Source organism: Streptococcus oralis, from assembly GCF_026782285.1.
GTDB classification, from domain to species: Bacteria; Bacillota; Bacilli; order Lactobacillales; family Streptococcaceae; genus Streptococcus; species Streptococcus oralis_CG.
The window spans coordinates 85,634-108,637 of the sequence record NZ_JAKUWG010000004.1 but is presented as its reverse complement, the minus strand read 5'-3'; the positions used below and the strand labels follow the sequence as shown (position 1 = coordinate 108,637).

Genomic DNA, 23,004 nt, shown 5'->3' with positions numbered 1-23,004 from the left:
GCTTCTACCGCGTTCACACCACCTGTAAAGTCCAGTTTCTCGACCGTCGGTGCTGGTTGGTCTCCTGCTGTACCAAGTGGACCTGTGTACTCTGGTACTCCATGCACTGCTGCCTCAGCCGCATTGACACCACCTGTGAATTCAGGAACCTCCAGAACTGGTGGTTGCTCTTCACCCTTGCTTGATTGAACCGATTCTTCTGTTAATGCTTGATGGAAGCTTGCCAATTCATAAAACTCAGCCTTGCCACCTTCCCAGACTAATTTGACGTCTAGAAGAGAGCCACCATTTCGGATAGCGAAGGTTTGGAGACTAGATGTAATGGCACCGAGGTCTGTCCAACTGTCTTGGCCATCCTTGAGTGTTCTAGCAAGAACACGTGCTTTCGCTCCTTCAGGAAGACTGGAAACGAGACGAAGGTGGTTGGCATTGGTTGGCTCAGATAAGTGATACACCAATTCGCCCTTGTCTTTTTCAGACTTGTAGCTGGTCAAGACTTTGCCGTCTACAAGATTATTGTAAAGATTACCTTGGCTTTCTCCACCGTTTCCTTCTACTGTTGGATCATTGATTGGTTTGACAAACTCACCATCGTTGATGACCAATTCTGTAAAGCCTACAAAACGAGCATCATAGTCTGCAGTATAGAGAACACGGAGATAGTTGGCTTTGACTGGTGTCGTCAATTCACCCTCGATATAGCGATTTCCTGGCATCTTAGAATCATGTGTCCAACCATCTGTCAATGAATCATCGTGTTGACTATTGGCCACACCATCTCCTACTGTCACGACATCTGTCCAAGTTTTACCGTCTTGGCTGACTTGGATCTTACCATCACGAAGATAGTTTTGAGTTCCGTCTTGGATGTAGGCTCTGATTTTCTTAATCGTGCGTTCGCTACCAAGTTTCAAGGTTACATGACCATCTTTATGGGCATAGTCTGAAAACTCAACGAAGTTGTTGTAAACACCGTCAAATAGTTGATCTAGGTTGTTCAGTTTACGAACATCATTGCTGCCGTATGTTGGATGAATGCCCATAGTTGTAGATTCTAGTTTGGTTGGTTGTACTTCTTTGGTTGTCACAAGGAGAGAAGTGGCTGTCACAGCTTGTTCCTGATCCGTTTTGTTGACCAGACGAACATAACGTACCAAGTGGGTTGCGACAGATCTGTCTTTCAACTGGCTAGCTGACGTCCACTCTTGCGCATTTGCAGAATACTCTAGGCTAAGAGCAGGGTTGGCTTGGCCTTGGAGCTGGATGCTCTTGATCTGATGGATACGGTCAAGCTTCATTCCTAGATAGCTATGAGCAGGGAGTTTGGTTCCAGCTGGAATTTGAAGTTCGTAACTGCCTAAGCTATCCACTACTGGTGTTTCCTTCAAGGCGTCTACGTTGGTGTCCGTTAACTCACTGTTTCCAGAGCGTGTCTCAACAGAGAAGTCTTGGATACGCCACCAGAGGTCGAGTGCCTTGGTATTGCGGACTCGGATGTAACGAGCATTAATAGCTCTGGTCACTTCCTTGGTTTGTTCTCCTGATAGGCGATCTAACTCTTGCCATGCAGTTCCATCTGTAGAGTACTCAAGTACACCTGCGGCAAGCTTATCACCCGTCCCTTGGCGAAGTCGTACTTTAGTGACTGACTTGACTTCACCGAGGTCAAGTTGTGCCCAGGCATCTACTGGTGTCGTATTGCTACCGTCAGCATTTGCCATCATGGCTTCTGTATTGTCCTTGCCATCAGTGATTTGACGGGCTGAGGTATTTAGTTTGTAAACTAAGTTTGAGCTTAGACTAACTATCGTTGCTTGTTGGCTACGAGCTTTTTCAACTGGACGGTTAACTGCAATTTCCTGAACTGCAAACCAAGTGTTCTCGCGGTCTGCTGTCGCAATCATGCGAACTGCCTTGGCCTTGATAGTGAGATTTTCAAACTTAAGAAGGGATTCATTTCCAACATAGCTTGGCTCTTTCAAGGTTACCCAGTTATCGTTTTCATCTAAATACTGCACTTCGGCCTTACTAAAGGTATCACGTGGATTTGCCTGCGTTCCCATTGCAAAGGTCAAGGTTTGGATCGCTACCGGCTTGTTGAACTTCATACCAATATAATCACCTGTCTTGATGCTGTTTGGTGATTTAATAATCGCATGGGTTGCCAAGTCGCCATCCGTTACTTCTGCTAAACCACCTTCTACACCTGTTCGATTGGTGATAAAGGTACTGATGATTTGGTCTGGGTGCAAGACTTTTTGAACTTCAGACGCTAGAACTTCTTTCAGGGATAGGATAAATGGACGAATATGTTGAACACCCAATTCAGCTTTTTCCATATGGTCTACATAATGGAAGGTGTGAGTTTGAGACTGTTCGTACAATTTCAAACCTTTATAGTAGCTATCCCAGAGTTTGGCTGCATCGTTTGTAGCCATGGCTTCAGTTCCTGTAAGGAAGGCATCGAGGGCATTCATTTGGTCGATTGCATTATCCAACCAATAGTGGATTTGGGCAACCATTTTTTTATCGCCTGATGCTTTATAGAGTTCGGCTGCTTCTTTAATCTTGGCAAATTCTGCACGCAAGGCTGCACGTTCCGCAGTCACATCCTGACCTGCTTTGAGTTTGGTCATGAAGTCTGTTAATTTTGGAGCCAAGTCTACCGATTCTTCTAGTTTAACGACACGATTATCCATGTTTTGGTTGATCATGTGCTTGCCAAGTTCACGGAAGGCTGCTGATACCTTGCTATCTTCAAAATGACCATTTTCTACAAAGTTGAAGGCAATATCATTGATTTTCTTAGCTTCTTCTTCTGATTTCCACTGTTTCCATGAGTATTGAGCTCCTGCAAAGAGGGCAATCTTAGATGGTTCAGACTGTTGCATTGGGTTCAACATGATACCAGATAGCAAGCTTGGATCCACATTTGGATGAAGGAATTTCTCACCACCACCTAGAATCAAGTGTTGTTTAGAGTTATCTGTTACTGGCCAGTTAATCCAAAGTGAAACTGGGCGATAAGTCTTGCCACCTGCGGATAGATTGTTCTTGAGAGTTGAAAGGAAGCTTTCAGAGGCTTCACCCCAAATCTTACCTCCCGTCAAGGTCATGGATGTTGAACTTGGGAGATTTTCATTGAGAGATTTCAACTCATCCTCACGTCCATTACCCCAATACTGACCAGGAACAAAGATCATTTCTTTGCGAAGACCACTGTAGGTTCCCTGCATTTCAGTCAACCACTTGGTCATATCTTGCATCAAGCGGTTGTAACTATTGTAGCCTCCAACTGGGCTTGGTGCATCATCTGCAAGGATACCAAATTCACGGACACCCACTTTCATCAACTGGGTAAATTTGGCCTTGATGGTTGCCAAATCTTCTTGGTAATGTGCCTCATTGCCAAAGCGGATACGGTTGTTCATGAATGGATGGATAGTCCAGACATAGCGGGTTTTACTTTGATTTCCGACACGAGCAAGTTCACGGATTTCAGCTAGTTTTTCTTCTGGATAGAGTTCACGCCATTTCTTGTTGTGGTATGGATCATCTTTTGGTGCAAAGAAGTATTGGTTCAATTTCAAATCGCCACCATAACGCATGAGCTCTGCACGATCGGCATTCGACCATGGATTTCCATAGTAACCTTCGATGAAACCACGGTTCTTGAGCTCTGCGTAATCTTCTACTGTCACATTGCGAAGGACTGGCACTTGGCTTTCCTTGAGCATGTGTTTCAAAGTTGTCAAACCATAGAAGACTGCATCTGTGTCTTTTCCGACGATGGAAATCGAATTATCCTTGATGCTCAAGACATAGGCGTCGATCTTGTCAAAGAGACCTGCTGAAACATTGGACAAGTTTTGCTCTGCTTGTGAACCTTGTCCATGCACTCCAAGATAGATATTGGTTGCGCCAGCGATTGCTGCCTTACCAGTTGTATAAGATACTTGATTGTCCTGCAAGACACTCTTCAAGCGATTACGAGTATAGATATCGAGTTGATCACCCATGACCAGATTGACTTGCTTGCGAAGGGCTGTGACTCCTTCTCCATAAGTCACTTTTTGTGGAGTTGGGAAGACCTTGTACTCTTTCTTGAGATAGTCATCGCTCTTGCTGGCAGTGGCAATGCTGTCTTCGCTAGCTGGTTTACTTGCAGTGAATTGATCTGCCAATTCAACTGTTCCATCACCTGTTTGCTCTACTTTTGGTTTTTCTGGTGTAGTTGGTTTTTCTGGTTGACTTGGTGCAGGCGTTTCTTGCTCTTCTTTCACAGGTTTTAATAGATGAACTTCAGCTGCACTTGCAAAACCACCAACGCCTTCCAATACTTTCAACTCAATCTTGTTGGTATCTACCGCCGCAAAGTTGACTGTTTTTTCTTGGGCGTTGTTGTCCCAGCTTCCTTCTGAAACCTTGACCATTTGGCCTTCTTTTTGTGCGTAGATTTCGTAGCGCGTCACGACACCATTTCCACCACCTGGACGTGGGAGATAAGTCAAGCCATTGACTTTTTCTGCTTCTTTCAAGGTCATAGTAAGAGTGTATGGCGCAGTGTCACCAGTCCACTTAGTATGCCAGAAGGTATTTGGATCATTGTCAAAGGCCTTTTCAACAGCGCCTTCAGTCGCGTTTCCTGGAAGCTGCTGACTGCTTGCGGTTGCAGTAATTTTATCATTTGAAATCAAACGAGGATTTACAAATGGTTTGTTTGACAACTCTGCACTATGCAAGATTCCTTTGAAACCACCGATGCTTTCAAGCGGTAGTACCAAGCTATTGTGGGCAAAGCGAGGGTGGGCTGGATTTGTGATACGCTCAATCTTTTCACCATCCACATAGACTTCGGTTGACTGTGGTTTGGTTACGATGGAGATTTGATAACGTTTGTTCTTTTCAAGTTTTTTATTGAATTGGATATGGAACTGTTCAAATTGATAGGCAAGGTAGCCATCTTTATCAGCTAGATAGATACGGTTGTCCCCACTTGTTGAGAAGGTTTGTTCCCCGTCTCCAGTGACAGTTACATCAAACTTCAAAACGTGACTTGGACCAACATCACCAGCTAAGCCTTCGATACTGCTGTCTTTCCCAAAAGCTAATCCCTGCTCGCTTGTCTTCACCTTCTTGCTCGCATAGTTCTTGACTGTTTCAGGATTGATGGTAAACAAGTCGCTTTGATCAATCTCTTTATCAGGATTTGACTGTGGCGCATAAGGGCTCGTTGGTAGGGTGCGTTCTGCAAAGGTTGCAGCTGCACGGTCAGATCCCCAAGTGCGTTCTGCAGTGGTTTGCATGCTCTTGAAGAAACGTTTAAAGATATCGTAAGAAGTAAGTCCTGTCTCATGAAGGTCGATATTGTCGTTCCAAACCGCATGACCTCCTCCGATAATACTTGGATGAGACGATTCTAGAAGCGGACCTCCACCTGTTCGGAAGTCGTTTGGTGTCCAGCTATTGTATTGACGCTCGTAGTTAGCATAGTCCCCATAGGCTGCTTGACTATTGCTTCCACTTGGTACACTATAAGTCGGAACATCTGTGATATTGATAATCTTAGCTCCTTGGGCAATGGCTTCATTAGGACGTTGCCAGTGAATACTCCAAATATCAACTTCTACTCCGTTCCAATCAACAGAAGTGTTTCCACGTTTCGCACTGAGCGAGCCCCAGATACGTGGTGTATAGCCCTTAGATTTGATATATTGAATCAAATCATTGACATAACGACGATAGCTTTCTCTGCTACCATAGTATTCATCCGTTCCGATATGAACAGTTGACACCCCATGAAGTGGTGCATCCGGACCATCGAGGAGTTTGTCATAAACTGATTTGACAAAAGCCAGCGTTTCATCGTACTTGTTATCCAAGTCTAGCATGGCAACTCGTTCGACATTGTGCTTGCCTGCGTAATCACTAAGACTTCCTTGATACATGAGGTCTGGACGAACCTTGACAAATGATAGAGCGTGTCCTGGTGTATCAATTTCAGGTACTAGGTTGATATGAAGAGCCTTGGCCAATTTAATCAGATTTTGCATTTCTTCCTTGGTATAATGCTCATCTGATGTCAATTTTTGACCATTCTTACCGACAATATCTGTCTCCACACGGAAACCAGTCTTGGCATGTTCAAGTACATACTTGAGTTGTTCTTCTGGAGTTAAATTCTTACCTGCCAAGTGTTCCTTGAGGAAGATATAGTTATCATTCAAGTGCAACTGCAAATCGTTCATCTTGTAGTAAGCCATGTTGAGCATGATGTCTACAAGGGTGTCATAAGGGATAAATTTACGACCTGTATCCAGCATAAAGCCACGATGACTGAAACTTGGGAAGTCTCGAATTTCACCGTTTTGCAGATCCTTTTCTCCCATCTGAAGGAGCGTACGAGTGGCGTAGAAGGCACCTGTGTTTGTTGCAGCTTCGATGGTAATCACATCATCTTGGATAGTGATGCCGTAGCCTTCCTTGCCATAACCTTTGTTTTCAACCTTTTTAAATTCAATTCGTTTTTGTGCCTGCTTGTCACCTGTCGCAAGTTCCAATCCACGGCTAGCAAGGTCTGACTGGTAGAAGGTTGCAGCCTGATCAAAGCCTGAATCTCCTGTTGCAAGGACTGTATCTGAAGTGATAGAAGATTGGCCTTCTTTCCCATACCATTGTTGAACAGCTGGTGCTACTTTTGGTTTCACACCCACACCTTCGTCCTGGTGTAGCCCCTTGATGACTACTTCAAACTCTTTGGTAAAGGTATGACTGTCTTTGATTTGTTGTACCATGACCTTGACACGTTGATCTGTCAGAGGTTGGTAGATGCGATTTTGAAGGTCAATCACACCCTGCTTGTTACTGCCAATCAGACTAACCTGACCCGGCAAACTTGGTAGGACAAGAGACTTGCCATCTTCAGCCACATCCAACTGATCAACTTGGCGGATATCCGTTACTTTACTATGGTCTGGAATATTTGAATAAGCTCGAATTTCTTGAATTCCAACGTTTCTCCAGCCCATTGTACCAGCTTGGTAATCATTGACTTCAAGTTTGAGGTACTTCGCTTTGATACTTTCAGCTAGGTCTACTTTCTCATCTAAAACAGGATCTCCAGTCTTGGTATGAGCTAGTTTCCATTGTTTTTCTCCGTTAGCGCCCACGTCTTCTTGACCTGCGTAATAGAGACTCCAAGATTTGATATTTGGGTCATTTTGCCCATTGCGAAGACGACGATCCCAGTCAATTTCCACATGTTTGATCAAGGTAGTCTTTGGCAGAGTTAGTTCAAAAGTTGGTTTTGGTACATCTTTGTCCGTTGCCCATCTAGTACTATCATCACCATCAACTGCTTTGTTAGCTGTAAAGCTTGTTCCAGCCTCATGGTTGTTTGCTGAAGCAGTAGCGCCTTCGAGGTGGTTGACATCTTCTCTATCTTCGATTGTCTTTTCAGCTGGTTTTACTGCTGGTGTAGTGGTTTCCGCAGGTTGATTATCCGCCTTTGGTGTTTCAACCGGTTTCGGCGTTTCTGTTGGCTTGGGAGTTGCAGGATTTGTCTCTGGTTTTGCCTCTTCACTTGCTGCAGGATTGGTTCCCTCATCAGTCGATGGAGTTTCTTCATGACTTGCTTCTGTTGCAGCTTCTGCATCTGCTTTTTCAAGCGCAGCGGCTAAATCATCTGGTAGCTTATCCAGGGCTTGAACATGAGTGATACTTCCCTCTGTCTCTGAAGGCGCTGCTGTTTCTGCTGCCTGAACCATATTGGCTCCAAAGATACTAGCACCAATCATAACTGAGGCTGCACCAATTGCAAATTTGCGGATACTATAATGACAGCGTTTCTCAAAAAAGTGTTTGTCCATATTTCTCCTATTTCCTTTCATCCGCCTACGCTAGTAAGCGTTATCATTTCTCCTTTTAAAAAGGAGAGAACCAAGAGGTCCTCTCCAGGTGTTTGATTCATTTTCCGACTCTGACTCCCCTAGAAGTCCAAGTCACTTATCCAAACAATGTAGTTGTGGAATAAATAAATATCTATTCTTTTTTACTGTTAATAGCAAAGAGGGCGGCTGACAATGCTAGGCTGATTCCTGCTAGGAAGAGGGCTGTATCAGACTGGGCTTCTCCTGTTTCTGGGAGTGTCTTCTTGCTTTCTTCATTTTTCAGAGTATCTTTGATTTCTGATGTCTTTGTATCAGCTAGCGGAGCTGGTGTCAACTTATACTCTGGTTTCTCAACAGTTGGTGCTGGTTCATCACCTGCTGTACCTAGCGGGCCTGTGTACTCTGGTTTTTCATGTACAGCTGGCTCAACTCCATTGACGCCACCGGTGTATTCTGGAACTTCACTTACCAAAGCTTCAACCGCATTAACGCCGCCCTTGAACTCAGGGACTTTATGAGCAGCTGCTTCTGCCGCATTAACACCGCCTTTGAACTCTGGTACTTCATGTACAGCTGCTTCTGCTGCATTGACTCCTCCCTTGAACTCTGGTAGGTCATGAGCAGCTGCTTCTGCCGCATTAACACCGCCTTTGAATTCTGGTACTTCAAGAACTGGTGGTTGCTCTTCACCCTTACTGCTTGTCGGAGCATCAGGTTTCGGAGCGGAATCTTTTAATTGATTGAGATAATCTGCAAAGTATTTCACCATTCTTTCCGTCAAGAGATGGTTATCCGTCGCATATTTCATGCTTGCCTGAACACTAGCTACTTCCTCTTGATTTTCTTTATCTGTCAATTTTTGAGCCTTAGCTAAAGCTGCTTCATAGCCAGACATGTCAAGCGGTGTTTCTGCTACCTGTGGACGAGTAAAGATGAGTTCCGCCGCAGATTGGTATTTATCGCCACCATCTCCGTAAGTCTTGGTTCCTGTAAGGACAATTTTCTTAGCCTTGATTGTCTTACCAAAGTTAATGTCTTTTGGCTTATTGTTATCAGGCCAGTCCGTAACGGTGAAAGTATGCTCCTTGCCAGACTCATCTGTCACAACCAGTTTTACATCACGCAAGTTACCATTCGATCCTGATCCACGTGGAACATAGCGAAGTCCTGTGATTTCAGTCGGTTCTTTCAAGACCATGGTTGCAGGCTTGCCTACATCTCCACCATTCCAAGATGTATGCCATAGGCTAGACACATTGCCATCAAAGGCGTTCTCAAGACCTTCACCTGGTTGAGCTGGCGCATCCAAACTTTCAAAGTCTTCTGCTACCAAGGCTGTTTTCTTCTGAACCAAGGCATTCTTCAAGGCTTCAATCTTGGCAATCTCTGCACGCGCTTCTTCAACACTGATATCATCATCTGCCTGGCTGAGATTAAAGACTGCTTCTTTCAAGGCGTCCATAGACTCTTTGGTGTAATTAGTCATGGCAACAGTTGGCAAGTAGTTCTTCAGTGCATTTTCTGTCAACATCTTACCAGTTAGGGTAATTTCTTCGATTTGAAGATTGTCCATCATGAAGTCGTTATAACCACGGAAGTTAGCATTTCCTCCAGAATCACCGCGAGTATTGCTTGCGTTGCCTGTTGAGTAGATACCTACCCAAGTATCGCCTGTTTCTGCACCTGTCACAAGGAAGGTTGCTTTCTTGGCTTTCTTAGAATCCGTCCAGGTATTTGGCAACTCATGCATTTCCAAGTTGCTTGCTTTCGTACCACGGTTACCAGATTGGAATTCTCCCTTACCAACTACAAAGGCGTAAGTACTGTCAGAACCTGCTTCGTATTCAAAGGTTACACGGTAGGTCTTACCAGCTTCAAAGCGGAAGTTTTGTGGGATGGTTTGGTAAACCAAGTTACGACGGCTAACCAATCCATTGGTCTTGAGTGACCAATTTCCATCGATAACATCATCAACTTTCTTGCCGTTCCAACCACGCTGTGTATATGGATCATGCTTTTCAGACAAGTGAGTGCGGTTATCTTCAACACCTTCGACACCGCCCACTACGAATGGGAAGATACCCTGAGCAACATTTTCAAAGTCTTGTTTGAAGGTGCCTTTACCTGTATCATGGTTTTCTCCGTACATGCTTGAATTGTTTTCAAAGGTACGAATTTCATCAAAGTAAGTTGCCTCATCACCAGCTTCACGACTCAAAGTAAGAGTAACATTTGATACGTCAGATCCAGTTGTAAAGAAGGCGTACATGTTTTGGAAGTAACTTGTATTGTCAACTGTAGCATTGTCACGACGTGTATTGTGAGCGTAGGCCTTAACATAGTTGAGAGCGAGAGACTTATTGGTATAAGTAGTCACTTCTTTTTCACCAGTGTTTACAGTGATGCTCGCCTTGGCATTACTACGGTTATCAACACCGACATAAACAGCATACTTGGTATTTGGTTTCAAACCAGTTAATTTCTGAGTGAGACTAACTTTTTCTTTGTTTCCTTGAATACGAAGCATATCGTTTGCCCCTTGAGACTTAACAATTTCTGCCTTAGAAGCATCACCAGAAATAGTCCAGTGTTTCAAGGTACCGCTATTAAATCCTTGGTCATAGATATGCATGCCTTCACTCCATGACATTTCAGGATTGCTTTGTTTTGAACGATAGAGAACGTATGGTTGATTTGCTAGAAGGTCTAGGGTAATCTTACCATCTGTTACAGTGAGTTCCTGCTCTTCTGTCTTACCTTGGTCAGTTAGCTTGTAAAGGTAAACCTTGCTATTTGCCCAATCGCTCGGAAGTGTCCAAGTTGTTGCACCAGCTTGCGTATTGAAGTAGTACATTTTTTCCTTATCAGTAGGAAGTTTCTTACCATTCGCATCCCAGTTCCAAGGAGTCAAGTAAGCTGAACCATCTTGGATGACACGTCCGTTGAGAGTTACTGTACGTTCACGGTATTGTGGGCTATTGACATCATTTGACTTACGCGTTACAACTACTTTATTGTTGTCAGCATCTACCAATTCCACTCGCATTTCTGGAGTCCATTTATAGGTGCTACCGTTGTCTGTCATGGTAACTGGTGTGCCATTTTCCCATTTGCTTACAGTGAAGTGTTGGAAATATTTGGTCATCAAGTCATGGGCAAACAAGTTGGTTACATAGCCATTGTAATCACTTCGTCCTTGCCAGCCTTCAAAGTCTTTCATGCTGTAGCCACCTAGAAGTGGATAGTCGGCTGCACCACCGTAACTTCTGTAGTCTCCTACCCAAGCATCTTTTTGGTGGTTACGGATAAAGCGGGTGATGGCACTGTTGATACCTTTATTGGTGTAACCACCGTAGGTCAAGTCAGCAGCCCAGTGATGGAAGGTAGAGTCGTACTCACCACCATGTCCCCACTCGATCGCAAAGCGCCAGCCTTGCTTGTTGATTTCTTTGGCAAGAACGTGGGTAGCCCAGGCACCGTTATCACCTGATTGACCATTACCCCAAACGTCCACATAGATAAAGTCGAGGCCTTCACCAAGTTTTTTCTTCAAGTCTTCCCAGCGAGCCAAGCGTCCATGTGCTAGGTCATAAGCAGCATCAATGTTGATACCTTGGTCTAGCCAGTTCCAGCCATAGCTATAGCTACCATCTGGATTCTTACGGAGAATTTTTTCATTAAAGTACTTAGACTCAGGATAAGTTTCTGAAGCGTTAACGTGGATACCTAGATGAGCTCCATATTTCTTCGCTTTCGCAATCAAGGTCTTGAAGTCTTCAACACCACCAATACGTTTACCAATATCAGCATAGTTCAAGTGACCAGAGTCATGACCTTCACTACCATAACCTTTAAGGAGAACACCTTGTCCTAGACCATCTGTGTGGAGATTGATTTTCTTGATACCATCCAAAGTCATAAGGAATGGGTTCTGTGCTTGTGAGCCAAAGTTCATCGCGATACGATAAGCTGTGATATCCTTAACTTTTTCCCAACCTTGAGGGTTGTTCATGATGCTACGATAAGCAATGGCACCATCTTGCCAATCGACTTTCTTATCCGCATTGGCATCTTCAGTGATAACAACCTTGGCACTTGGAAGTTCCTTGGTGTATTCTGGAAAGACAATGCCCTTATAAGCTTTTTCCCATTGCCATTCAGAACTATGAATTCCAACATAGTTGGCATTTCCGACTGTTTCCTTGTAGGCTGTCAAACGAGTCCAGTCATAAGAACCCCCGCCGTAGCTGTTTTGAGAGTTGCTCCAGACACCTGCAGCAAGCTTATCTGTAGAAACAAATCCATACATGTAACCCTTAGCCAAGTCTTTCATTGGATTGGTTACATCGATATGATCATCTCCGCTGACATGGGTATTGTTTGACATGGTTGCCCCATCAAACTTAGCCCCAGCTTGATCACTAGAAACAGAGACTAGGGCATTACCAAGGAAACTAATAGAAGAAAGCAATTTTCTTTCGTCATCAATCTTTTGACCTGGAGTGACTTGATTATGGTTGACAATCTTGGTCACATCAAAGTGCAACTGATTATCAACAACTTGCAGACGGACCGTCATTTCTGCATTGATAAGATTAGCATCATCGCGAAGCTTCATCAAGTACTCTGCAGTTGTCTCATTGATTTTTTTGTAAGTAACTTCAGGTGTGACTTCGTGTTTGTTGATAAAGACTTTATTGAATTGTTGGACTTGTCCTGGCAAGGTATGCCCGTTCAAGCTGTATTCTTTAATACGTGGGAAGGCTTGGTCAATCACTGCTTTGAGGACCTTAGACTGAATAGTGTCATAAGTTACCTTGCTATCGTCAACGGCCGGACCTGTTTCTTTCTGGGCAGGAGTATCATCTGCTTTTACACCTTCTTGATTGTCTGTTTTAACGCTGACAACTGTACGCTCATTGCCATAGGAACCAGCTTTTAGGACGATTTTCTTCTCATTTTTGAGAGTTTCATTAACAGCTGCTGGCAAAGTGACCGTATCAAAGAGTTTCTCATCATTATTCGTTGCATTGAGTTGTCCATCTGACTTGAGGGTAATTGATAGGCGGTTAATTGATCCTGTCTCAGGCGCTGCTACACGTCCCCCCTTATACCAGGTGCTATCGGTTGGAGATTTATACTCCCAGAACCAGCCGTCCTTGTCATAACCGACAAAAACATTATTATTGGTATCTTTAAATTTCAGGAAGACACCAAAGCGTGATTTGCCCTTTTCAGAATCTTCTTTGAAGGTTAAATCAACAGTTGCATTTCCATTGGCATCAACGGTCAAGCCCTTCTTTTCAAACAGGGCTGGTTTGCCTGCGTTATCATTTTGAGCAGTTGAGGATAGTTGGTTGTAGCGGACACCTTTTTCTTCTCGGATAGTGACTGTTCCCTGTTGTTCTTTTTTCTCTACCGTTTGCCATTCAGCTGTCACTTTTTCAGGTGTTTCAGGTTTAGCAGCTGGTTTGTCCTCTTTTGGTTTGTCTTCAGCTGGTTTTTCTTTCTCTTCCAAGTCTGCTGGTTTGACACTTGAAATTCCCTTCATGTGATCTTGGATCCATTTCAATTGGGCAGGTGAGAAGAGAATACCACCACTACGTTGGCCAACAACTCCATTTTGATGAACACCGACGAGTTTTCCTTCTGTATCAAAGATACCACCACCACTAGCACCTGGATGGCTACCTTGATAACCGATCCCTTTTACGCCCTCACCGTAGGATTCAACTAATTCAACAGTTGTATTGAGGACTGGTGATAATTTTCCAGTTGGGTAGCCAAAGACATGCAATTTATCTCCAACCTTTTTCACTGCAGGTTTTTCAGTCACTTCTGCTGGAGCATTTTCCAGAACTGTTCGCAATCGAACAAGAGCCAAATCATTCTTGTAGCCTTTTAGGAAACCTTCACGATCCCAGTGAATAATGTCTTTTTTACTAAATTTAACATCTGGTAGTCCTGGATAGGAAATGCTATAGATATCTCCATCACCATTATCATTGTCAACGACCTTACGATTATTGCCATCTGGAACATCTTTTATAAAGTTATGTGAAACAGTTAAAACCAGATTTTCGCCAATGACAATCCCACTACCTTCACCTGACGGTGTCTTGATTTTGACAGTTGCTCCATAGTTTAATTCACCATTCTTGGTTTTAGCTACATCTTCTGGAACAAGATTCTCAGTATCTTTAGCTAATTGATCCTTGTCAACTTCTTTCCCTTTATCTTCAGCCTTATCTAATTTGCCCTCTAAGCCTTCTGGTAACTTATCTGAACTAGCTGATTTTTCTTTTTCAAGTGCTAATAGTTCTTCTTCTGTCTTAGGTCCATCCGTAACTTCTGGAGAACCTTGGTCTTCTCCCGCCTTTGGCGCTTCAAAATCACGTCCATCATTCTCTTTTGCTGTTGCAAGAGTAGCAGCTAGGTCCGCTGGTAAATTCGCTGTGGAACCAGACTGCACGCTATCTGCAAGAACTGTACTTGTTCCAAAGAATGCAGCCCCAATCATAACAGAAGCAACACCTAATGAAAATTTCCGAATACTAAATTTACAACGTTTTTCAAAAAATCGTTTATCCATAAACTCCTAAATCCTTTCATTTTTGAGTAAGCGTTTACATTCCTTTTTTAAAAAATACTCCTTCCTCTGAAAGTGCAATGCTTAACCCTGATAAATAAAAAACAATTCTGCTTTTAATATAACAAATAATAGCTGATAAAGCAATAGGAAACAAGTAAAATTAACGAAAATTTTCTCTATTCTGACAAAAAGAGGCTCCAAATTTAGAGTCTTTCTTTACAAATGTAAAAAAGGATTCAGCATTCAAGAGAAATACTAAATCCTTTCTTATATTTTGCAACAGTTATTTCACATGTTTTGCGAGATCTTCTTGAGCCTTTTTATTAGATTCTTCTTTTTCTTTCAACCATTTTTCTTGAGCTTTTTGGTATTCTTCTGCTGTCACTGGTTTATCTTGTAGATCTAGGTATTTATACAAGAGAGCTTCGCTCATACCCTTGTTACCTGAGTAAGCAAACGGAAGAGTAAATGGTACCATCTTAGACAACATTGGACGACCAGTTTGAGAAGTTGTTGGGATGATCAAGGCACTATCTGTCAACCAAGCTTGGGCAGCAGCATATTTTTCATAACGTTTTGAAACGTCAGTTGTTTCTTCCCCAGCTTCCACAACCATTTTTTCGTAGTCTTCCAAACCAACTTGCTTGGCAGCAGCGTTGTTTGTTCCTGAGTCAAATCCTAGGTAAGTCTTCGTATTTTCTCCGACAGATGGCTTGATGATATCAAGGTAGGTAGATGGATCCGCAAAGTCTGGAGACCAACCAACGTTATCTGAGATATCCCAGTCTTCACCAGCAGCAGTCTCAGCAAAGTAGGTGATGTTCAAGACATCGTCTTTTTGAAGTTGTTGGATATCCACAACTACATTATCTGTTCCCAAAGTTGCTTCAAGTGACTGTTTCAAAGATTGCACACGTTGAACTTTCGTTGTGTTTGTTTGATCCACAGGCATATCCAAGTGGATTGGGAATTTCACACCTTCTGCTTGAAGTGCTGTCTTAGCCTTGGCGAATTCTGCTTTGGCTTTTTCTGGATTGTAGAGACCATCTTGGGCATCATCCAAGTTCACGTTGCTCCACTCGTCACCGTATGTCACCAATTTTTCTTTGACCAACTCACCAAAGTTTTTGCCATCTGCTTGAACAAATGTAGGAGGGACAAACAAGTTACGAAGCAGTTTAGTCGCACCACTTGCACCGTTTACTTGAGAGGCATAGGCAGTTCTATCAAAACCAAAAGCAAGAGCTTGACGGAAATCTTTGTTTAGAAGAGCTTTCTTGGTTGATGTTTTTTCTTCATCCGTTGTCTTAGAAGTATACTTATAAGACTGGCGATCAATATTCGTACCTACTAAATAAGTAGTCGAATCCTGTTGGGTATAAACGATGTTATCTTTAAATGATTTCTCAATCTCTGGGTAGCTCGCGCTTGTTGGGAAGAGACGTGCCATAGTAAAGCTTCCATCCTTGAAGGCTTCAGCTGGTTTGTTGGTATCTTGACCATCCCAGAATGATAATTTAACCTTATCGATATGGACATTGTCCTTATCCCAGTAGTTAGGATTTTTCGCAAATTCAACAGAAGATTTGGCTACAATCGATTTGAGCAAGAACGGCCCATTGTATAGGATGCTACTTGGATCTGTTCCTTTAGCGAAATCATCCCCTTTTGAGTTCAAAAACTCTTCGTTAACTGGAGCCATTACCCCCATTGTTGTCTTAGAATTCCAGAAGCTTTCTGGTTTGTTCAAAGTGTACTGAACTGTCTGATCATCCAGAGCCTTAATTCCTACTTGTGAGAAATCTTTGATTTCCCCTTTTACATAGGCATCCAACCCTTTGATTGATTCTTGAACAAGGTAAAGACCATCAGATTTTTTATCAGCAGCATATTTAAGTCCTGTTACAAAGTCTTGAGCTTTGACTGCCGCGTATTCTTCACCTTCAGAAGTATACCATTTTGCATCCTTACGGATAGTATAAGTGTAAGTCAATCCATCCTTGGATACAGACCAATCCTCAGCCATAGACGGCACAAAGTTACCGTAGCGGTCATTTTCTAGCAAGCCATCAACCACGTTACTGGTAATATTTGCTGTAGCTGCTTTATTGGTTGTCAAATAGTTTAGGTTATCAGGATCCGTCTCATAAATGTATGAGAATGTCTTCTCACCTTTAGCGCTTGAACCTGATCCAGAGCATGCAGCTAAAGTAGTCGCCGCCAATAATGTCACGCCCGCAAGGGCAAATAGTTTTGAACTTTTCATCATTTTCTCCTTTAAAACTTTCTCTCCATTATAGACTCTTTTCAAAAAGATGTCAACAGAATTTTCAGAATTTTTGGTTTAATTTGGTATATTCTGAAAAATAATTTCAAGGATATTCTGAAGCAATAATTATTCGTCTCTCTTGGGCTTTACTAATAAAGTTTATACCGAAAAAAGTTTCACTAAAAACCAATTTTTCTATATTTTTGCTATAATTAAGTATAAGAACAATCAAGGAGAAAGATATGATCTTAATTACAGGTGCAAATGGTCAACTCGGTACCGAACTACGTTATTTACTAGATGAACGAAATGTGGACTATGTTGCAGTGGATGTGACCGAAATGGATATCACTAATGCTGAAATGGTTGAGAAGGTATTTGCTGAGGTTAAGCCAACTTTAGTCTATCATTGTGCAGCCTACACCGCTGTTGATGCAGCCGAAGATGAAGGGAAAGAACTGGATTTTGCCATAAACGTAACTGGAACTGAAAATGTTGCTAAGGCCTCTGAGAAATACGGAGCTACTCTCGTCTATATCTCGACAGACTATGTCTTTGATGGAAAGAAACCCGTCGGACAAGAATGGGAAGTTGATGACCTACCTGATCCGCAGACAGAGTACGGACGAACCAAGCGAATGGGTGAAGAGCTTGTTGAAAGCCTTACGTCACAGCATTACATTATCCGCACTGCTTGGGTCTTTGGAAATTATGGCAAAAACTTTGTCTTTACCATGCAAAATCTTGCTAAAACCCATAAAACGCTCACAGTTGTCGACGACCAACACGGTCGCCCAACTTGGACACGTACCTTGGCCGAATTCATGACCTACTTGACTGATAATCAAAAAGAGTATGGCTACTACCACTTATCAAATGACTCAACTGAAGATACCACTTGGTATGACTTTGCTGTCGAGATTCTTAAGGACAGTGATGTTGAAGTGGTACCAGTAGACTCTAGCAAGTTCCCTGCTAAGGCTAAACGTCCCCTCAACTCAACCATGAGTTTGTCCAAAGCGAAGGCGACAGGTTTCGTCATTCCAACCTGGCAAGACGCCCTTAAAGAGTTTTATAAACAAGAAGTAAGAAAATAAAAGCTTACTACATACATAAAAAGCAAGAGACCTTGAGTTCTCTTGCTTTTTAGTATCTGATTATTTAATCACTTGTTGCGTTTTAGCATAGTTAGCCTCTACTGCTTCTTTTTCAGATTTCCACCAGTCTTGGTTATCTGTGTACCACTTGATGGTCTCTTTGAGACCTGTTTCAAAGTTGGTGAACTCTGGCTTCCAGCCTAGCTCATCACGGAGCTTGCTGGCATCAATAGCATAGCGAAGGTCGTGGCCGGCACGATCTGTCACATGGTCATAAGCATCAGCCGCTTGCCCCATCTCCTTGAGAATGAGCTCTAACACTTCCTTGTTGTTCTTCTCACCGTCAGCACCGATCAAGTAAGTTTCGCCGATTTGTCCCTTTGTCAGAATCGTCCAAACACCTGATGAATGGTCATTAGTATGAATCCAGTCACGGACGTTCTTGCCTTCACCATAGAGTTTTGGTTTGATACCACTCAGGATATTAGTGATTTGGCGCGGAATGAATTTCTCGATATGCTGGTAAGGACCATAGTTGTTTGAACAGTTAGAAATAGTCGCTTTCACACCAAAGGAGCGCACCCAAGCTTTGACAATCAAGTCTGAAGCCGCCTTAGTTGATGAGTAAGGCGAACTTGGATTGTACTTGGTTTCAGCTGTAAATTTCTCACCTGGTCCTTCCCCATGACCTGGTAAATCTTCACGCAGAGGCAGGTCCCCATAGACTTCATCAGTCGACACATGGTGGAAACGAATGTCGTATTTACGAGCCGCTTCCAAAAGTGTGTAGGTCCCAATGAAATTGGTATGGATAAATGGACTCGGGTCGTTGAGCGAGTTGTCATTGTGGCTTTCTGCCGCATAGTGAACGATAGCATCAGCTTCGGAAGCTAGCTTATCTACCAAGGCTGCATCAGCAATATCTCCAACAACTAACTCAACACGGTCCCCCAAAATTTCTTCAATATTGGCACGATTACCTGCGTAAGTCAGCTTGTCCAGCACTGTCACATGGACATCTGGAAAGTTATTGTAAACATAGTGGACAAAGTTAGAACCGATAAAACCGGCCCCACCTGTCACGATGATATTTTTATATTTAGTCATATTACTTCCTTATTCCAAATCTTCTTTTTTCAAAGGCTTCACGTCCTTAAGTAGGGGATGATGTTTGTCCGCTTCAGATACCTCTGCTTCTTCCAGATTTTCCCACTCAATTCCTAATTCTGGGTCAGAGTAGTTAACAAAGGCATACTTAGGTTTGAGTTCAAGCGCCCAATAGTCATTAACCAGATAGCTATAAGAAACTGTATCAGATAGGACTTGAAATCCATTGGCTACGCCACGAGGGACAAAAATTCCCTTACTAGCGTCAATCTCTGTCTGGTAAACATTCCCAAAAGTTTCACCCTCACGCAAATCAACCCATGATCCTAGAACCTTCCCATTATCTGCAACAGAGATGTACTTGTCCCAAGGCTCAGCATGGAGGCCTCGAAGAACATTTTTGCGAGAAAAGCTGACGTTATTTTGCAGTTTCCCTTCAGCAAAGAAGCTTTCAGGAAAGCCAAGTGGCACCATCTTTTCCTTCTGGAAATTTTCCTTAAACCAGCCACGATTGTCTCCATGAACTGGAATATCAAACTCTAACAAACCTGGAATTGCATCAATCTTACGCACTGCAAGTGTTTTTCCAAAAAAATTATCTGTCATCTAAATTTCTCCAATCAAACGGAGCAGGTACTGCCCGTATTCATTCTTCTTCAACGGCTGCGCCAATTCATGCACTTGCTCTTTACTGATATAGCCCATACGATAAGCAATTTCTTCCAGATTTGCCACTTGCACGTTCTGCATACGCTGAACCGTTTCGATATATTGAGCGGCTTCTAAGAGACTTTCATGGGTACCTGTATCCAACCAAGCAAAACCACGTCCCATAAGCTCAACAGACAAATCACCACGATCCAAGTATGCCTTGTTGACATCTGTGATTTCCAGTTCTCCGCGAGGACTTGGCTTGATATTCTTGGCAATTTCTACAACATCGTTATCGTAGAAGTACAGTCCTGTCACTGCATAGTTAGAGCGCGGCTGTTCTGGTTTTTCTTCGATGGAGATAGCATTCATATTTTCATCAAATTCTACAACACCAAAACGTTCTGGATCCTTAACGTGGTAACCAAAAACAGTCGCACCTTTCTCTTTCTTGGCTGCTTTTTGAAGCATTGTGCTCAGACCAGGACCATGGTAGATATTGTCGCCTAAAATCAAGGCAACGCTATCGTCACCGATAAATTCTTCACCGATAAGAAAAGCCTGAGCAAGTCCGTCGGGACTAGGCTGTTCCGCATAGGAAAGCTTGATCCCAAATTCGGAGCCATCCAAGAGCAAGTCCTTAAAACGGGGCAAATCCTGTGGTGTTGAGATGATCAAAATGTCCTTAATCCCAGCCAACATCAAGGTTGACAAAGGATAATAAATCATGGGTTTATCATAAACCGGCATCAGCTGTTTTGATGCAGCCCGAGTCAAAGGATATAATCGTGTCCCCGAACCACCTGCAAGAATAATACCTTTCATAATATAATACCTTTCTATATTGTTAAATCTTGTATTTCACATTATATTTTCTGTCTAGTTTATCATTAGATTACATTATATCAAAACTATCTTTTTTTTCGTAGCAAAGAGAGTTCTTTGTGACTAATTGTTTTTGTTAACAGCAATAGAAAACCATATACTATTGAATAAACAATAACTTTTAGTAACATACTTAACAAATTATTAGAAATAGATAGCACACTTGAAAATAATAGATATACAAGAGTACCCGTTACAACACTAGCAACTAATGGTTTAGTTGCTATTTTAAGTAAAACTACAATATCTAAATAGTTACGGGCATAATAAGACATCAAGATACATACAATTATTTCTACAATTACAAGTGTGAATGCCGCACCTCTATATCCCCAAAGCGGTATTGCTAAGAGATTTAATAAAATACTAACTACCGCACCAGTTACGACTGAAATTGTAAAATAGCGAACATTATCAGTTGGAATCAACGTCTGACGCCCTACAATCTCTGAAAAAGCAATTGGAATTAATGAAAAGACAACAATATTAATGGCTACGTATGTTTCAGCATATCCTTTTCCTAAAAAAATTTGCACGAATTCTTGGCTTACAAGTAACACTCCAACAACCACTGGAAAGGTTAATATACAATTGAAGAGCATTGATGTCTTCATTACTCTACTAACCTCTGCTCGTTTGCCTTGGGCATGCAAATTAGTCATTCTAGGTAAAAGAACTGCACTCAAAGTTGCTACTAAACTAATCAAAATCGAATTTAGATTCACAGCTTGAGTATAGATACCAACATCGAAAGTATTTCCTAAAGATCCAAGAATAATTCTGTCCAACGTATTATAAATTGAGATTGAAATCTGGGGTAGAAAGAAGGATAAAGTAGGTTTGAAATTTAAAAGAACTTCTCTAATATCAACTCGTACAAGTCGTGCATAATCTTTTATGCTTAACCACATAATCCCTTGTGAAAACAAAGAAGAAAGGCTAATTATCAATATATATAGATAAATATCTGACTGGTCTCGAATAAATAAGAATATACAGACTACACTGACTAATTTTACTATTGTATTCCGTATAACAATACTTTTAAAATCTTCTAGTCCTTGAAATAACCAACTAATATCAAACATGATTGCAATCAAAGAAAATATTTGAACTACAAAATATTGTTGATATTGTCCTGGGAATGCAAAAATATAGAATATATAAAGTAGTGTTGCTATAGTTGTAGAAATTAGTTGAAAATAATAAACGGAGGAGAACACTTTAGAAATTTCTTGTTTCCCTCTATGGCTCACTTTAGCAATTTGGTTACTACCATATGTAATAATCCCAAGCATTCCAAACATCGTAAAATAGGTTGTGATAGACGATGTAAAATTGTAACTTCCCATTAACGTTGGATTAAAAATCCTTGTAACATACGGAACTGTCACAAAAGGAAGAATTATCGTTAAAATTTTATATAAAAAATTATATATAAAATTTTTTATAATTTTCATAGCGATAACCTTTCTTTAATTTTAATTAAATAATATACAATATAATATAGCTTATGTTTTAGTAAAAATGCTAATATTTTTTGAGATTTTTTCTTAGGATAACCTAGAGAATAAGCATTCAGAAATCCCTTATCACTTCCAATAGTATCCAAGTATTCTTCTATTTCTCTAATAGAATTCGTACTCCAAACACCTTCAAAAGCGTACAAAATGGCATCTCGCATAATGTGTTCTTGAAAGACCGTTTGAAGCTCGCCAATTCCCCACAATTGTATATATTTTTCGATTACTTTATGAGTTTCAATTGCTTGAAGATACCGATCCCTTCTCAAAACTTTACTCCTTGTGACAGACTTTGGATTATAAGTCATGATATAGAGACCTTCCATGATATATAACACACTTCGTGAATACGTTAATAATGGAAGACTCTGTAATAAGTCCTCTCCAATCCAAATTGTTTTCACTTCATCTGCAATATCATACTTTACTGCTAGCTCTCTTCGAATGGCTGCATATCCTATCACAAAATAACCATAGCGTAAAAAACCTTCATACAACTCTTTTTTATCATTTTCAAAAAGAATTTCTTTATTAAAGTATGGTCTAACATACTTCTCACCATTTTCTTCTCTAACTTTTGGAAAAATAATTATATCTGGATTGCTAGAATTAATCTTAGCGGATAAAATATTTAATGCTTCTGGAATTAATTGATCATCTCCGTCTAAATAAATAATAAAATCTCCAGTAGCTTTTACTAACCCTGAAGATCGAGCTAGCGCAACACCTTCATTTTTCTCTTTATTTATAATAACAATACGTGAATCGCTAGCTGCAATATTGGTAATAATATTTAATGAATGATCTGGCGAACTATCATTTACTAAAATTAATTCAAAGTTATCATATGTCTGATTTAAAACAGAATAGATACATTCTTCAATGTACTCTTCAACATTGTAGATAGGGACAATGACAGAAAATTTCAATATTTAACACCCCGTCTCTTTCAAATAATATATGATTATCATTTGTTTATAAAAAATACTCT

9 protein-coding genes are annotated in these 23,004 nt (G+C 41.5%); 1 reads left to right on the top strand and 8 read right to left on the bottom strand.

The features are described 5' to 3' along the window. From MK403_RS04695 to MK403_RS04685, 3 genes are all read right to left on the bottom strand, one after another. Positions 1–7,868, bottom strand: a 7,868-nt coding sequence (locus MK403_RS04695; protein ID WP_268709105.1) for an SIALI-17 repeat-containing surface protein, incomplete at its 3' end; no start/stop codon positions are given. A 172-nt stretch (positions 7,869–8,040) separates the two neighbouring features. Then, a complete protein-coding gene (locus MK403_RS04690) occupies positions 8,041–14,481 on the bottom strand; it encodes a SpGH101 family endo-alpha-N-acetylgalactosaminidase (protein WP_268709104.1) in 6,441 nt (2,146 codons plus the stop codon). A gap of 283 nt (positions 14,482–14,764) precedes the next feature. Then, positions 14,765–16,747, bottom strand: coding sequence for a peptide ABC transporter substrate-binding protein (locus tag MK403_RS04685; protein WP_268709103.1), 1,983 nt, complete (start codon positions 16,745–16,747; stop codon positions 14,765–14,767). Positions 16,748–16,992: 245 nt separating this feature from the next. Between MK403_RS04685 and rfbD the strand changes: the two genes are divergently transcribed. Then, positions 16,993–17,847 (top strand): dTDP-4-dehydrorhamnose reductase, encoded by an 855-nt coding sequence (gene rfbD, locus MK403_RS04680; protein WP_268709102.1) that lies wholly within the window; start codon positions 16,993–16,995, stop codon positions 17,845–17,847. Positions 17,848–17,907: 60 nt separating this feature from the next. Here rfbD and rfbB read toward each other — a convergent pair whose 3' ends face one another. From rfbB to MK403_RS04655, 5 genes are all read right to left on the bottom strand, one after another. Beyond that, positions 17,908–18,954 carry a dTDP-glucose 4,6-dehydratase gene (gene rfbB, locus MK403_RS04675; protein WP_268709101.1) on the bottom strand — a complete coding sequence of 349 codons (1,047 nt, stop codon included), beginning with the start codon at positions 18,952–18,954 and terminating at the stop codon, positions 17,908–17,910. 9 nt (positions 18,955–18,963) lie between these two features. Further along, positions 18,964–19,560, bottom strand: coding sequence for a dTDP-4-dehydrorhamnose 3,5-epimerase family protein (locus MK403_RS04670; RefSeq protein WP_169447185.1), 597 nt, complete (start codon positions 19,558–19,560; stop codon positions 18,964–18,966). Further along, complete coding sequence (gene rfbA, locus MK403_RS04665; protein WP_268709100.1) at positions 19,561–20,430, bottom strand: glucose-1-phosphate thymidylyltransferase RfbA; 870 nt, start codon at positions 20,428–20,430, stop codon at positions 19,561–19,563. 86 nt (positions 20,431–20,516) lie between these two features. After that, positions 20,517–21,950 carry a flippase gene (locus tag MK403_RS04660; protein WP_084945574.1) on the bottom strand — a complete coding sequence of 478 codons (1,434 nt, stop codon included), beginning with the start codon at positions 21,948–21,950 and terminating at the stop codon, positions 20,517–20,519. Continuing rightward, the gene (locus MK403_RS04655) at positions 21,947–22,942 is read right to left on the bottom strand and encodes a glycosyltransferase family 2 protein (RefSeq protein WP_158085981.1); all 996 of its coding nucleotides are present in this window, start codon (positions 22,940–22,942) and stop codon (positions 21,947–21,949) included. The genes MK403_RS04660 and MK403_RS04655 overlap by 4 nt, the downstream gene beginning before the upstream one ends. Positions 22,943–23,004: the final 62 nt, after the last annotated feature.